The organism is Selenomonas sputigena, assembly GCF_026015965.1.
Classification (GTDB): domain Bacteria; phylum Bacillota; class Negativicutes; order Selenomonadales; family Selenomonadaceae; genus Selenomonas.
The window spans coordinates 557,226-571,209 of sequence record NZ_CP110383.1; the positions used below are offsets into that span (position 1 = coordinate 557,226).

Sequence of the window (13,984 nt, forward strand, 5' to 3'; positions counted from 1 at the left end):
CCGTATTTTGCGGCAGGCTGTTGTTTTCTGAAGAAATGTCTTATAATGGAGGAAGTGAACAAATGAACAAGGTTAAGGGAGCGGATTGGGATGCCGGAAATTAGTCGCTTTATGGGCATGGTTATTAAAATGTTGTTTCTTGACAATGACCAACATCATAAACCTCACGTTCATGTGATTTATGGCGATTTCAAGGCGTCGGTCGGAATCGACGGTGAAATGCTTGCAGGTTCATTGCCTGCAAAGCAGTTGAAGATTCTTACGGCATGGCTGTGTATTCATGAAGACGAATTGTATGCTGCGTGGAACAAAGCTGTTCGCGGCTTACATTTTGACAAGATCGAACCTTTGCGATAGGAGGGGTGCCTTGTGTATATTATCAATGGAATTGTTTATGCTGGAGAAATGAAGGAAGGAATCTATGTCAGGGATTTCCGAATACTGCAGAATCTTTATATGCTCGTGACGTTTTCCACTGGGGAGGTACGCGTTTTCGATGCGGCTGAACTTTTGCAATACCCTGTCTATGCCCCTTTGGCTGATAATGCAGTGTTTCGGAGCGCGAAAGTGGAAGACGGTATCCTTGTTTGGCAGAATGGTGAGATCGATATAGCGCCGGAGGCTCTTTATGAAAGGAGTTATCCGTATAGCTCCTCTCAAGTTATCTAGAAGTCTCATATATCTCCCTCACGCTGCTTTCCCAATTCCTGCTGATCGCGATAGATGTCGGCGATTACGAGCTTTACGATGACGATGAAGGGGACGGCGAGGAACATGCCGGCGGGTCCGAGGATCTCACCGCCGAAGATGACGCCTAGGATGATGGCGACCGGGTGGAGATTTAGGGATTTGCCAATGAGAAGAGGGTAGACAAAATTGTGGTTGATCTGCGTGAGCACGATGTAAAATAGGACGGTCTGCAGCACGAGGGCGCTCGACTCGGTAGCGGTCAAGAAGACGCCGAACGCCGAGGCGGCAGTCGGGCCGAGTACGGGGATGAACTCGCCCGCCCCAGAGAGGAACGCGAAGACAGAGGCGTAGGGAAGGCCGGCGAACTCGAAGTAGAGGAAGACGACCGTGCCCGTGATGGCACACATGACAATCTGGCTGAAGATATAGACGCGCAATGCGCGAAGGATGTCATTAAAGAGGTTCAGTACGCGTCTTCTTGAGGCTTGCGGGAAGAGTCCTGCAAGCCAGATTTTTATGCTCTTGCCGTCCTTAAGAAGATAGAAGGTCACGAAGATGATGATGACGAACGCCATGAACTTGCCGAAGATTTCTAAGAGGAAGGACAGAGAGGATTTCAGCAGATCCGTGCTCAGACTGCGCAGGTTGGCGAGAGCGTCGCTGAGTTCGCTGCGCAGGAACTCGGAATCTGGCACGAAAGGAATGTTCTGCAGGCTCAGGGTGATGGTTGGCAAGTCGGTGACAAAGTTGCGGAAGGTAGGAACGAAGGAGAGCGAGAGCAGGACGATCATTCCTGTGAGAAGTGCGATGAAGGCAATGACGACAAGGCCGGCCGCAAGTGTGCGCGGCACCCTCTTGCGCTGCAGAAAATCGACGGGCGGCTGCAGGAGGAGCTGCAGGAGGAGCGAGAGGAAAATGATGAATGCGAGATCGGGGAAGAACCAGAAGGCAGAGAGCAGGAGCGTAAAGGTGATGCCCAGGATGATGGATGTGCGGTAGTTTGCCAGATGCATGGGGAAGCCTCCTTTTCTATTTATATATTTATAGAGAATGGGAAAATTTCCTGCACGAAGAGATGGGACGGGGAATTTTTTATCGTCGCTCCCTAGGGCTTTAGGGGGGCCTTGGAGGATAATTCTTGACAGGACATGGGAAACAGCATACAATAGGAAAGTATAGTTTTTAGCCACATACGAAAAACATATCATAGAAGGAAGAGTCGAAGAAGAGTCTTGGCGAATCCTGAACGACTTAGGAGGTGTTAGTTATCATTGAGATAGTTTTGGCGGTCATTCTCTCGTTGATCGCCGGCGTGGGCGGCGGTTATCTGCTGCGCAAGAGAGCTGCGGAGGCGCAGATCGGCTCTGCCGAAGATGAGGCGAGGCGGATCGTTGCCGAGGCGGAGGCCAAGGGCGAGTCCAAGAAGAAAGAGGCTTTGCTTGAGGCGAAGGAGGATATTCATCGGCTCCGCCAGGAGCTTGATCGCGATACAAAGGATCGGCGCAGTGAGCTGCAGCGGCAGGAACGCCGCATCGTGCAGAAGGAAGAGAATCTCGACCGCAAGCTCGATTCCTTGGAGAAGAAGGAAGAAGTCCTCTTGAGCAAGGAAGCGAAGATCGACCGCACGCGCGCGTCCATCAATGAGCTTCGCGACAAGCAGAAGGAAGAGCTGGAGCGCATTTCGAGCCTGACGGCGGAGGAAGCGCGCACGATGCTCCTGACGGAGGCGGAAGAAGAGCTCAAGCACGAGAAGGCTCTGATGATCAAGGATTACGAGCAGCAGGCGAAGGATGAGGCGGACAAGCGTGCGCGCGACATCGTTTCACTTGCCATCCAGCGCTGTGCTGCCGATCAGGTGGCGGAGACGACGGTTTCCGTGGTCTCGCTGCCGAACGATGAGATGAAAGGTCGCATCATCGGACGCGAGGGGCGCAACATCCGCACGCTTGAGACGCTGACAGGAATCGACTTTATCATCGACGATACGCCCGAGGCTGTCATCCTTTCGGGTTTCGACCCGGTGCGCCGCGAAGTGGCTCGCATCGCACTGGAGAAGCTCGTGACGGATGGGCGCATCCATCCGGCGCGCATCGAGGAGATGGTCGAGAAGGCAAAGCGTGAGGTTGACCAACGCATCAAGGAAGCGGGCGAGCAGGCGACATTTGAAACGGGCGTACACGGGCTTCATCCCGAGCTTGTGAAGCTCCTCGGACGTCTGCGCTATCGCACGAGCTACGGACAGAACGTGCTCAACCACTCGATCGAGGTCGCTCATCTCGCTGGCGTCATGGCATCGGAGATCGGCGCTGATGTGATGCTCGCAAAGCGCAGCGGCCTGCTGCACGATGTGGGCAAGGCGGTTGATCACGAGGTCGAGGGATCGCATGTGACGATCGGCGCCGATCTTGCGAAGAAGTACCGCGAGCACAAGGACGTGATCAACGCCATTAGTGCGCATCACGGCGATGTGGAGCCGACGACGGTCGAAGCCGTGCTTGTCGCGGCGGCGGACGCCGTGTCGGCGGCAAGGCCGGGCGCGCGCCGCGAGAGTCTGGAAGCGTATCTGAAGCGCCTGACACGTCTCGAAGAGATCGCCGAGTCGTTCGATGGCGTCGACAGTTGCTTCGCCATCCAGGCGGGGCGCGAAGTGCGCGTTATGGTCAAGCCCGAGAAGGTCGACGATACGGCATCGGTAGCGCTCGCGCACGACATCGTGAAGAAGATCGAGTCGGAGCTTGAATATCCGGGTCAGATCAAGGCGACGATCATTCGCGAAACGCGCGTTGTTGATTACGCCAAATAGTTGTATAATAGGGGTGTTGGGAGGATGCTTCTCAGCACCCTTGGTTTTTAGAAAGAGCGGCGCAAGGCGTACCGCGAGTATTCTGGCTGTGATTAGGGAAACGAGGTGTTTGCTTTGGGCAGATTCATGACAAGTGCGAAGAAGCCGAACAAGGATGGGATCAATCTGTTGGTGTCCATTCTCGTCTGTTATCCGGAGATCGGCATGGTGAGCTATGAACCGGAAAAGGAGGCTCTGTACTTCTCCTTCACCCTGACGAAGGTTCCTCCTCGGCAGGAATTCGAGGAGACGGCGGCGTTTCTTGAGGAAAGTATTCTCACATACCACGACCTTGAAGGGTTGATTCCGGGGGAGATTGATTTTTCTCTCGAAGGACAGGGGAATACGGCGTTCTTTCGTGTCCTGCGCGATGTCCGCACGCTTTCCCGCGGCGAGATCGCCCTTCTGGCAGACCTCATGTACGAACGCTTCGGCGACGCACTCGTTTCCGATGAGACGCGCGACGGCTACGAGGAGGACAATTTTCTGCGTGAGGAGGCGATCGACCACATCATCGGCAGCCTCAAGGGCAGCCGCATGTCTGATCGCATGATCGGCATCCGTGAGGAAGGCCGCGTCATGGTGTTCAATAAGTAAGCCGTCCGGCAAAAAGAAAATATGACGCAAGCGGCAGGAGTGCCGCTTGTCGTTTGTTGAAGGCGCGTGAGTACGAGAACGTGTCCACAAGATTCGTGCCCGTGGGGAAGACCTCGGGCGCACGAGAGGTGGTTATGTTTTGAGAGTCATGCTGGTTGGAGATGTTTGCGGCAGAGCGGGCAGGGAGGCGTTCAGTCGCTTCACACCGGGAATCCGCAAGGAAAAGGCGGTGGACATCGTCATCGTCAACGGGGAAAATTCTGCGGGGGGCAAGGGGTTTACGCGCAAGTCGCTCGATGCGCTCTACCATGGGGGCGCCGACGTCGTGACGTCGGGCAATCATGTCTGGGACAAGAAGGACGTTTTGGAGTTCATCGACGACGAGCCTTTTCTCATCCGACCCGCCAATTACCCAGACGGAGCGCCGGGGAAAGGCTATTGCATCTATCCTCATCGCGCGAAGAACATCGCCGTCATCAATATGTCCGGCCGCGTCTTCATGCCCGATATGGATTGTCCGTTTCAAAAGATCGAGAGAATCCTGCGCGAGATTCGTGACGAGGCGGACGTCATCTTTCTCGATTTCCATGCGGAGGCGACTTCGGAGAAGGCTGCGATGGGCTGGTATCTCGACGGACGCGTCAATGCCGTCGTCGGCACACATACGCATGTGCAGACGGCGGACGAGCGCCTTCTGCCGGGCGGTACCGCCTATATCACGGATCTCGGCATGACGGGGCCGTGGGACTCGGTGCTCGGCGTGCGCGTCGACCGCGTGCTGGAGAAGTTTACGACGTGCCGCCCCGTGCGCTTTGAGGTGGCGGAAGGCCCTGTCGTCTACAGTGCCGTGATCGTCGAGGTGGACGATGCGACGAATCGGACGCTCTCCATCGAGCGCATCATGAAGAAGGGCTAGAAGAGCGCGGATAAAATGAAAATGGACGGCTGAATTTATCCGTGCTTCCTTGGCAGCAGGATTTTTCTTTTTTGTATAGAATACATGGAGAGATAAGGTGTACGGTTCTTCTGATAATGAATGAAAAATCTGAATCGGCAGAAAGACGCTGCAGGGATTTTTGGGAGGGAAGGCGATCATGGAAGTCTTGAAGGTTTCAGCGAGGTCGAATCCGAACGCTGTCGCGGGGGCTTTGGCCGGAGTCATTCGGGAATCAGGCGCGGCCGAGATGCAGGCGGTCGGCGCAGGCGCCCTGAATCAGGCCGTCAAGGCAATCGCCATTGCGCGCGGCTTTGTCGCGCCGCACGGCATCGATCTTGTCTGCGTTCCTGCTTTCGCCGATATCGAGATCGACGGCGAGGAGCGCACGGCGATCAAACTCATCGTAGAGCCGCGTTGAGGGCTTTGCATGGGTTCAGCAAGGGAGTGAGGTTCCAGTGTCCAGCGATCTGCATACGCATACGTCATATTCCGACGGAAAGATGACGCCCGAGGAGCTTGTGGCGGCGGCGAAGGAAGCGGGGCTTCGCTACATCGCAATCACGGATCATGATACCGTGGACGGCGTCACGCATCTTTATGAGGAAGGGCTTTTGCCTGCGAAGGGCATCGGCATCATACCGGGCATTGAGTTCAGCGCCCATCATGAAAAGCGGGAAATCCATATCCTCGGCTACAATGTCGACATCTATCGCCGCGATCTCCTCGACCGCCTGAACGATGTGGGAGAGGCGCGTTGGAGTCGCTTCGCTGAGATGGTGGAGAAGCTGCAGGAGCTTGGCTACGGCATTACGGAAACGGATGTGCTGAAGGTAGCAGGCACGAGCAAATCCATCAGCCGCTCGCACATCGGACGGGCTCTCGTGCTCAAAGGCTGTTTTTCCAGCGTACGCGAGGCGTTCGATGCTGTGCTTTCCAAAGGCCGTCCCGCTTATGTTTCACACTATCGCCTAGAGCCGGAAGAAATCGTCGCGCTGATCAAGAATGCGGGCGGTACGCCCGTCCTCGCTCATCCGAAGCTTGTCGGTGACGACGCGCTCGTCGAGCATGTGCTCGACCTCGGCATCGAGGGCATTGAGGCATTTTATCCGCAGCACGATACGGTCGATACGCAGCGCTATCTCGGTATGGCGGAGCGCCGCCATCTGCTCGTGACGGGCGGCTCGGACTTCCACGGCTTTGCTTCGCGCTATCCGCAGGAACTTGGCATCTTCACGGTGGAGGATTCATTCGCGGAGAAGCTGTATAAGCCGAGAATGAATCTTTAGAGAGACCGACTGTCCTTTTTGCAAGGATTTCGCAGGAAAATTCCCTCGCTTTAGTTTCTTAAAGAAGCAGGAGAGAAAGATATGGACGTCATAGCATTCGTAGGTCCGAGCGGCACAGGCAAGAGTCACCGCGCCTTGCTCGTGGCGCATCAGCATCAGGCGGACGCCATCATTGATGACGGCATCCTGATCAAGGACGGCAAGATCGTCGCCGGTTCTTCCGCCAAGATGGAGAAGAGCAAAATCATGGCGGTGCGCCGCGCCATTTTCGTTCTGCCCGGACATGCGGAAGAAGTGCGTTCTGCTATCGCCGAGTGCAGGCCGCATCGCATCCTCATCCTTGGGACTTCCGAGAACATGGTCTATAAGATCGTGCGCATACTGAAACTGCCGACGATCGAACAGATCATCCACATCGAAGACATCGCGACGCAGCGTGAGATGCAAAAAGCGCGGGACAGCCGACTGAAGCAGGGCAAGCACATCATACCCGTTCCGACGATCGAGCTGAAGCCTCATGCTTCGGGCTTCCTCATCGATCCCATCCAGTCCTTTTTCCGCCGCAACCGCACGCGTCGCCGCAAACTCGGCGAGAAGTCCATCGTGCGCCCGGTGTTCAGCTATTATGGCAAGCTCATCATCGACGATCTGGCAATTCGCGAGATGGTCGTGCGCATCGTGCATGAGAAGGAATACATCTCGGAGGTCGGTTCTGTGCGCGTGCGCCACGTCTGGAAAGGCGACGAGGATCGCGGCCTTGAGATTTCCTGTTCCGTCGTGCTGACCTACGGCAGCCATATTCCGACACTCATCAAGGAGACGCAGCAGCGTGTGAGAACGAAGGTCGAATACATGACGGGACTTTTCGTGCGCGAGGTCGACATCATGGTGCAGGCGCTTTATATCGAAGCGTAATCTGTACGCGCAACGTTCGCTTTGTGGACGTTGTGCGCCGCCTGCTCATCGAGAAGAAAGGCGCTCCCCTTACTCTTCGAGGGGGAGCGCCTTTTTCCATGCTTTTACGAGATCGTCGAAGCGCCAGCGCGCGTTGGCTGCGCTCGTCGAGGGCAGCGCATGAAAGGTGAGATCGTCGCGTTTCAGGAGCGACTTGTTGGCACGGCGAAAAGTATCGGCCGATTTGCCGCCGTTCAGGCAGAAGGTGGAGAGGCGCGGATAATGCGCGAGGAGCGCGGTGAAGTCGTTGGGCTTTGCCGCGCGAATCGCTGAGTCCAAGCTGCCTTCGCGCTCGCATGAGGCGATGGAGTCCCAAAGCGCGATATGGTGGCGGAGCAGCATTTGAAGCCGCGCCGTATAGTCCTGCGGTGGCTCACCGCCCTCCAACAGATACGCCATGAGCCGCCAGAAGCGATTCTGCGGGTAGGCGTAGTATTGCTGCGCCCTGAGCGACGCCGCGCCCGGCATTGAGCCGAGAATGATATGCGTACAGTTTGCGTCGATGCTCGGAGGAAAGCCGACGCAGGTGAAGGAAGAAGCGGGCATGAGCAGGACTCCTTTGCAGTGGAATTTGACGAATCTGCCTTTACGTCGTATAATAAGCGTAGAAAGGGTGCTACTGGTAACGGTCAGCCCCGCTAGAGAAATTTGGGTTAAGAAAGCCCGCCTCTTCCGGCAAAGACTAGGCGGGTTTTCTTATGCTTTCAGAACGATAAGGATGAAAAGCGTTACCAAGAGCAACGCAATCAAATCATTAATCGCCATAAGCAACGCCCCCTTTCGAGGGCTAAGAATCGACCGCCACCGTTGTAGTAGCACCGTCTATATTATAGCACACATCCAATATTCATGGAAAGATTCCCGAAAAGGAAGCGCCTTAAGGAATTCTCCGATTCTTTCGACATAGAAATTGGAGGTGTTTTCTATGAACATGATCGAGAAACTTGGCGGGCATGGTCTCGCATCTGCTGTAGGCGCGGTGCACAAGAAGAAGTCCGAGGCGGCACAGGATGCTTTTTCCGCCATCCTGCGGCAGATGGAAACGGGCGGCGGTGCGCCTCGCGGCGAAAATTCTGGCGATAAGAACGAGGAAGAAACGACGACCGTGACGAAGGTGATGGCAGACGGTTCCGTGCTCGTCACCGTCTATCGTGGGACGGAAATCATTTCGGAGAACAAGACGAAGGCAACGACTGCCGAGAAGGATTCGACGGTCATCAGCACGAGGACAGAGCACATTGGGGGCGCGAAAGAAGCTGAGTTGAACGGTCGAACTGGTGCTGCGAGCGGAGCGAGTGCAGCGATGCTTCTGCAGTCGTTGGGCTGAGCATAGCTTTCATAAGAGACGAAGCGAAGGGGCTGCCTTTTGGCAGCCCCTTGTCGTTCTCGCCGAAGTGCATTGACAAGCCGAGAGTTTTGCGGTAGCATAGGCGGTGAAACAGTGTATTCATAATTTCATGAAGGACAGCGGAAAATCTCCGCTGTGGAGCAGGTACCCGCAAGGGTTTAAGAGAAAATCCGGATATGCCGGAGCGGTCCCGCCACTGTGAGGGGAGCGAAGCTGCAAGGATGTCACTGGGGCGTTGCCCTGGGAAGGCGCAGCCGAGCGATGAACCGAGCCAGGAGAACTGCCTGCTTGACAATCACCGTTTGACCTGCGATCGATGGGAAGGGGATTCTTCTGTGCCTGTGTGCGCCTTCGTGCCGCTGTAGGAGGGAGCTTTTCTCTTCGAGGGAGGAAGGCTCTTTTTTATGGATGATTTTCCTCGCAGAAAGTTGGATTTCACCGCTATCGAAGCTTTGTCGTAGGCGGTGGGAGGAGGAACGGGCTTGAAGAAAAGTTTCTTTGCCATAGTCCTAGTCGTTGTCTGCCTGCTGCTGACGGCGTGTCGTACAGCGCCGGAGGCGGCGCAGGGCGGCGCGGGAAGCTATACGGTCACGGACAGCCAAGGTACGGTCGTCACCGTGCCTGCGCGGCCACATCGCATTGTCACGCTTTCGATGAGCACGGACGAGGTCATGCTCGGTCTTGTGCCGCCCGAGGATATGGCGGCGGTAAACGGCCTCCTCGACGATCCTGTAAGCTCGAATGTTGTGGATCTTGCGAAGAAGGTGGAAAAGCGCGTCGGCAATCCGACAGTTGAAGAACTCGTCGCACTCTCGCCCGATCTCGTCATCGTGCCTAACTGGGGGGATCTCGCCATCGTGCCGTCACTTCGTGAAGCGGGGCTTACCGTCGTCGTCTGCAAGGGCGCGAGGAATCTCGCCGAGATCAAGGAGACGATCGTGCTTCTCGCACAGGCGGCAGGCGTGCCCGAGCGCGGGGAGAAGCTCCTTGCGATGATGGACGAGCATCTCAAAGGCATAGAGAAGAAGGTCAGCGCCATCCCCGAGAGCGAGCGCAAGACCGTCGTCTTGATTTCCTTGATGTCGGGTTATGGCGGCATCGGCTCCAGCTTTGACGACGCCTGCCGTTATGCGGGCGTGAAGAACGGCAGGTCGGCGCTCGGCATCCGCGACGGGCAGGTCATGACGAAGGAGCAGCTCGTCGAGATCAATCCCGACATCCTCTTCGTGCCGACGTACAACGACCATGGGAAATTTGACGTCGACAAGTTCCGCAAGGAATACTTCGATGATCCGTCTCTGCAGACGGTCAAGGCCATCCGCGAACATCGCCTCGAAGAGCCGACGGAAGCCTATATCTACAACTGCTCGCAGGACTTCGTGCTCGGCGTGCAGGAAATCGCCTATCGCGCATACGGAGACGCTTTCGCCCAAGGGCGTGAAGAGCATCTCTCGGCGGTGGAATAAGGATTCATCAAATCATCAAGGAGGAGAAAAGAGCATGAAGAGCAAGAAAATCTACGGCAAGGATTGTTTGACAAGGAAGGTGTTGGCGGCTTTTTTTGCGTCGAGTCTCTGCTGTGCACCAGTGTTCGCGGCAGAAAGCGACGCGGCTGATGAAGCGACGGATAATGCAGTGAACGATCTCGGCGCGACCGTCGTGACGGCGGAGCGCATACCGACGGAGCGCATGGATACGCCTGCCAACGTCACGGTCATCACGGCGAAGGAAATCGCCGCGAACCACTATGCGACCGTCGGCGAGGCGGTCGAGCATGTGAACGGCGTGACCGTCACGCGCATGGGCGGACAGCAGCAGGAATTGGTGCGTCTCAATGGGGATGGCCGAGTGCTTCTTCTTGTGGACGGAGAAAGGCTCAATAATGAGCAGGGGACTTCTACAGGGCGTTCCAGTGTTGATCTCAATATGATTCCTTCGATGAAGAACATCCAGCGCATTGAGATCGTCAAGGGCGGCGCTTCGGCGCTTTACGGCAGCGATGCCGTGGGCGGCGTCATCAACATCATCACGAAGAAGGGCGTGAAGAACGAGACGACCGTCGACCTCAGCACGGGCTCGTGGAAGACGCACAGCATCGAGCTGACGAATCAGGGCACCGACGGCAACTACAGCTGGTTCGTGACGGGCGCCATGACGAACGGCGGCAACTTCGACTACAACTACAGAGGCTCGGGCTATACGATGAACAGCAGCGACTACCGCAACCGCAGCTTCTCCGTGCGTCTCGACGGCAAGATCGACGAGCGCAGCTCGGCGCATATCTACTACGGTCATCGCTCGGTCAATGCGGCGCAGTATAGCAGCACAGGAGCGTCATCCACATCGAGTGGTAAGCTGACGGAGGTGTTCAACAATGTCAGCGCTTCTTACCGCTTCAAGGAAGGTACGGCGGCGCCGGGCTTCCTGCGCGTCTTTAACAACTATAAGACCGCGACACAGGGCTCGGAGTTCAATGCGCTCCTTTGGGGCTTTGACTACCAGAACGGCTGGCAGCTCGATGATAAGAATACGCTGATTGCCGGTGCAGAGTGGCATCAGAGCGATTCCTCGAATGAAAGCGAAGGACACTATAAAGGTAAGGGCATTACCAATAAAGCACTCTACGTGCAGGACACGATGAAGCTCGGCAAACTGTCGTTTGTGCCCGGCGTGCGCGTCGACAATCACAGCATGTTCGGCACGCATTGGACGCCGAAGGCAGCGCTGAACTATCGTCCCGATGATGCGACGCAGTTCTATGCTTCGTGGGGCAAGGTGTTCAAGGCGCCGACGGCAGACGATCTTTATTATAACGACGCATATGGACTGCATGGCAACCCAAACCTTGAGCCGGAAACAGGTTGGACGGCAACGGTTGGTATGAATCACAAATTCAACGACAAGACGAGCATGGGCATCAGCTATTTTGAAAGCCACTTGGATGATGCCATCCGCTGGGCGAACGGTCCTTCCGGTTGGACTCCTTCCAACGTCAATAAGGAAAAGAAGCGCGGCATAGAGCTTTCCTTCCGTCAACGGCTCGATGATGCTTGGAGCTATGACTTGGGGTATTCGTATATCCGCACGGAAGTGGATGCCGGCGCGGGGCGCGGCTTTGTCTGGGAGAACGGCAACAGTCAGCCGAACGGCTATCGCCTCGGCCTGCACTATGCGAAGGGGCCATGGAAGGCGAATATCCTCGGACGTATCGGCACGGGGCTTGATGAAGCCGTTTACCTCGACCATAGCTATGCCATCTGGGATTTCAATGTCAACTATGATATTGAAAAGAACATGACGGCGTACTTCCGCATCAACAATCTTACGGATGAGGAATACTATACGCGCAAGTTGTCTTCTGGCTGGTTAGGAAATTCCTACTATCCCGGCACGGGTCGCTTTTACCAAATCGGCCTTACCTGCTCGTTTTGACGCTTGCATGATGAATGGCGCCTTCTGCCCGCATTTTGACAGGAGACGCCTTTCTCATACGTTTCGGTTGTTGTCGATGCCATCATTTTATGTAATTTCAGGAGGATTTTTTCATGGACGCAATTATGACAGGCATAGAGTTTTTCCACAAGGGCGGCTCCATCATGTATGTGCTGCTCCTTTGCTCGATCTTCGTCGTGACGATCGGCATCGAGCGTGCGATGTACTTTTCGCGCATGGACACAGGACGCGCCTTTACGCGGGAGTTTTATCAGTGCATGGCGAACGATGATTTTGCGGGGGCGAGGAAACTTGCCGAAGATCATCGCGGGGCGCTTGCCAACATTCTTTTCGGGGCGATGAAGCTCGTAAAGAAGGATTCGTCTCGCGTCTCCTCCTACATGGAGATTCAGTCGGGCATCGTGCTGTCGAAGCTTAGGAAGCGTCTCTATTATTTGAGCGTCATCGTGACGATGGCGCCGCTTCTGGGACTTCTCGGCACGATCAGCGGCATGATCTCGGCATTTTCCGTGTTCAACCTTCAGTCGGGACAGGCGACGGCGATCACGGGCGGCGTCGGCGAGGCTTTGATCGCGACTGCCATGGGGCTTTGTGTCGCCATCATCGCGCTCTCCGTGCACGCGTACTTCACGCAGCGCATTGAGAGCATTGTGACGGATATGGAGCAGTGCTTCTCACTTGTCGAGGGTGCGAAGGATGCGCTTTCTTCCAATGAGGGGGCGGCGCGATGAGGCTCAGGGACAGGAGGGGCTTCGACAAGCCCGAGATCATCATCATCCCGATGATTGACATCATGTTCTTCCTTCTCGTCTTCTTCATGCTCAGCACGCTCTACATGGTGAATCTCAAGACTGTCGACGTCAATATGCCGAAGGCGGCAAATGTAGAAACGCAGATGCGCGTGACTTATGTCGTCACGATGAAGAAGGACGGCAGCCTTTTCCTTGAGGATCAGCCCATCGCGGAAAAGACGCTTCTTGAGCGTGCCAAGGCGGAGAACGCGAGGAACGGCAACTTCTCCCTCGTGCTGCGCGCCGACCAGGATATCGACTATGGCATGGTCTATGCACTCCTCGACAAGTTTAAGGGCGCGGGCATCACGCGCTTCGGCCTTGCCGGTGAAAGCGCAGGGGGCAAGTGACGTATGGAGAATACGAGGGATAAATACAAGGCTCTCCTCGCGTCTCTCGGTGTACATCTCATCATCTTCCTCATTGCGGCAGCTGTCGGGGTCTTTTCCGTGGCGACGATGAAAGAGAAGAGCGATAACGTCGAGGTCGTCATTTACGACGAGGTGCAGGATGAGGGGAGTGAAGGCGGCGGCTCGCCGCCGCAGGTGGAAGCGACTCCGGCCGTCGATGAGGTTGTGATACCCGACAAGACTTTACCTCCCATCGAGCAGAAACCTCCCGAGGAGCCGGACAAGCCGAGTCAGAAGCGAGAAGCACATGCGGGCAATCCCCTGGGACAAGGCGGTGAAGGGAAAGGCGTCGGCACGGGAGTCGGCGATGGCAAAGGACCGGGCACGGGCGGCAAGGGTACGGGAGTCAGTCAGTCTGAGCCGCCGCCTCCGCCTCCGCCGCCACCCCCGCCACCTCCGCCGCCGCCCAAGGAGCGCATTGAGGCGAGCCTTCGCTCGGAAGCGCGCCCTGACTATCCGCCTGACCTCATTGAGGAAGACGTCGAGGGCAGCGTCACGATCAAGATTTTCGTCGCTTCCGATGGCTCGATCGAAGATGTCGCCGTCATCTCGTCCTCGGGCTACGCCGAGATGGACAGTGCGGCGGTAGCGGCAGGCTACCGCTTCACGTTCAATCCCGGTGACGGCGGTGCGCGCGGCGTCTGGACGAAGACGTTTCATTTCCGTTTGAACTAAA

At 56.1% G+C, this 13,984-nt stretch carries 16 protein-coding genes and 1 riboswitch; of the genes, 14 read left to right on the forward strand and 2 right to left on the reverse strand.

What is annotated here, in order from left to right; translation table 11 throughout:
• Positions 1-90: 90 nt before the first annotated feature.
• On the forward strand, positions 91-357 hold the full coding sequence (locus tag OL236_RS02640) for a DUF4160 domain-containing protein (protein ID WP_264919356.1): 267 nt from the start codon (positions 91-93) through the stop codon (positions 355-357).
• A gap of 12 nt (positions 358-369) precedes the next feature.
• Positions 370-669, forward strand: a complete 300-nt coding sequence (locus tag OL236_RS02645; protein ID WP_264919355.1) for a DUF2442 domain-containing protein — start codon at positions 370-372, stop codon at positions 667-669.
• A gap of 5 nt (positions 670-674) precedes the next feature.
• Here OL236_RS02645 and OL236_RS02650 read toward each other — a convergent pair whose 3' ends face one another.
• On the reverse strand, positions 675-1,703 hold the full coding sequence (locus OL236_RS02650; protein ID WP_265071208.1) for an AI-2E family transporter: 1,029 nt from the start codon (positions 1,701-1,703) through the stop codon (positions 675-677).
• A gap of 245 nt (positions 1,704-1,948) precedes the next feature.
• Between OL236_RS02650 and rny the strand changes: the two genes are divergently transcribed.
• The 6 genes from rny (at position 1,949) to OL236_RS02680 (ending at position 7,267) form a co-directional block, all read left to right on the forward strand.
• Positions 1,949-3,493 (forward strand): ribonuclease Y, encoded by a 1,545-nt coding sequence (gene rny / locus OL236_RS02655; RefSeq protein WP_265071209.1) that lies wholly within the window; start codon positions 1,949-1,951, stop codon positions 3,491-3,493.
• A gap of 105 nt (positions 3,494-3,598) precedes the next feature.
• Positions 3,599-4,129 carry a hypothetical protein gene (locus tag OL236_RS02660; RefSeq protein ID WP_009646514.1) on the forward strand — a complete coding sequence of 177 codons (531 nt, stop codon included), beginning with the start codon at positions 3,599-3,601 and terminating at the stop codon, positions 4,127-4,129.
• A gap of 139 nt (positions 4,130-4,268) precedes the next feature.
• On the forward strand, positions 4,269-5,045 hold the full coding sequence (locus OL236_RS02665; protein ID WP_198003332.1) for a TIGR00282 family metallophosphoesterase: 777 nt from the start codon (positions 4,269-4,271) through the stop codon (positions 5,043-5,045).
• Between the two features lie 178 nt (positions 5,046-5,223).
• On the forward strand, positions 5,224-5,484 hold the full coding sequence (locus OL236_RS02670) for a stage V sporulation protein S (RefSeq protein ID WP_009646475.1): 261 nt from the start codon (positions 5,224-5,226) through the stop codon (positions 5,482-5,484).
• 37 nt (positions 5,485-5,521) lie between these two features.
• Complete coding sequence (locus tag OL236_RS02675) at positions 5,522-6,352, forward strand: PHP domain-containing protein (RefSeq protein ID WP_009646380.1); 831 nt, start codon at positions 5,522-5,524, stop codon at positions 6,350-6,352.
• An 81-nt stretch (positions 6,353-6,433) separates the two neighbouring features.
• Positions 6,434-7,267: an Asp23/Gls24 family envelope stress response protein gene (locus OL236_RS02680; RefSeq protein ID WP_265071210.1), complete on the forward strand. Its 834-nt coding sequence runs from the start codon at positions 6,434-6,436 to the stop codon at positions 7,265-7,267.
• A 69-nt stretch (positions 7,268-7,336) separates the two neighbouring features.
• Here OL236_RS02680 and OL236_RS02685 read toward each other — a convergent pair whose 3' ends face one another.
• Entirely contained in the window at positions 7,337-7,852 is a 516-nt protein-coding gene (locus tag OL236_RS02685; RefSeq protein ID WP_265071211.1) for a DNA-deoxyinosine glycosylase, read from the reverse strand.
• Positions 7,853-8,231: 379 nt separating this feature from the next.
• Here OL236_RS02685 and OL236_RS02690 point away from each other — a divergent pair, with 379 nt between their 5' ends.
• The 6 genes from OL236_RS02690 to OL236_RS02715 all read left to right on the forward strand — a co-directional run bounded on the left by OL236_RS02690 (position 8,232) and on the right by OL236_RS02715 (position 13,983).
• Entirely contained in the window at positions 8,232-8,633 is a 402-nt protein-coding gene (locus OL236_RS02690; protein WP_265071212.1) for a hypothetical protein, read from the forward strand.
• Between the two features lie 146 nt (positions 8,634-8,779).
• Positions 8,780-8,957, forward strand: a riboswitch (cobalamin riboswitch).
• Between the two features lie 179 nt (positions 8,958-9,136).
• On the forward strand, positions 9,137-10,120 hold the full coding sequence (locus OL236_RS02695) for an ABC transporter substrate-binding protein (protein WP_265071213.1): 984 nt from the start codon (positions 9,137-9,139) through the stop codon (positions 10,118-10,120).
• 34 nt (positions 10,121-10,154) lie between these two features.
• Positions 10,155-12,086, forward strand: coding sequence for a TonB-dependent receptor plug domain-containing protein (locus OL236_RS02700; RefSeq protein WP_265071214.1), 1,932 nt, complete (start codon positions 10,155-10,157; stop codon positions 12,084-12,086).
• Between the two features lie 113 nt (positions 12,087-12,199).
• Positions 12,200-12,838 carry a MotA/TolQ/ExbB proton channel family protein gene (locus OL236_RS02705; RefSeq protein ID WP_006191989.1) on the forward strand — a complete coding sequence of 213 codons (639 nt, stop codon included), beginning with the start codon at positions 12,200-12,202 and terminating at the stop codon, positions 12,836-12,838.
• Positions 12,835-13,248, forward strand: a complete 414-nt coding sequence (locus tag OL236_RS02710; protein ID WP_006191990.1) for an ExbD/TolR family protein — start codon at positions 12,835-12,837, stop codon at positions 13,246-13,248. Before OL236_RS02705 ends, OL236_RS02710 begins: the two co-directional genes overlap by 4 nt.
• Before the next feature lie 3 nt (positions 13,249-13,251).
• Positions 13,252-13,983: an energy transducer TonB gene (locus OL236_RS02715; RefSeq protein ID WP_265071215.1), complete on the forward strand. Its 732-nt coding sequence runs from the start codon at positions 13,252-13,254 to the stop codon at positions 13,981-13,983.
• The last annotated feature ends 1 nt before the right edge of the window (position 13,984 follow it).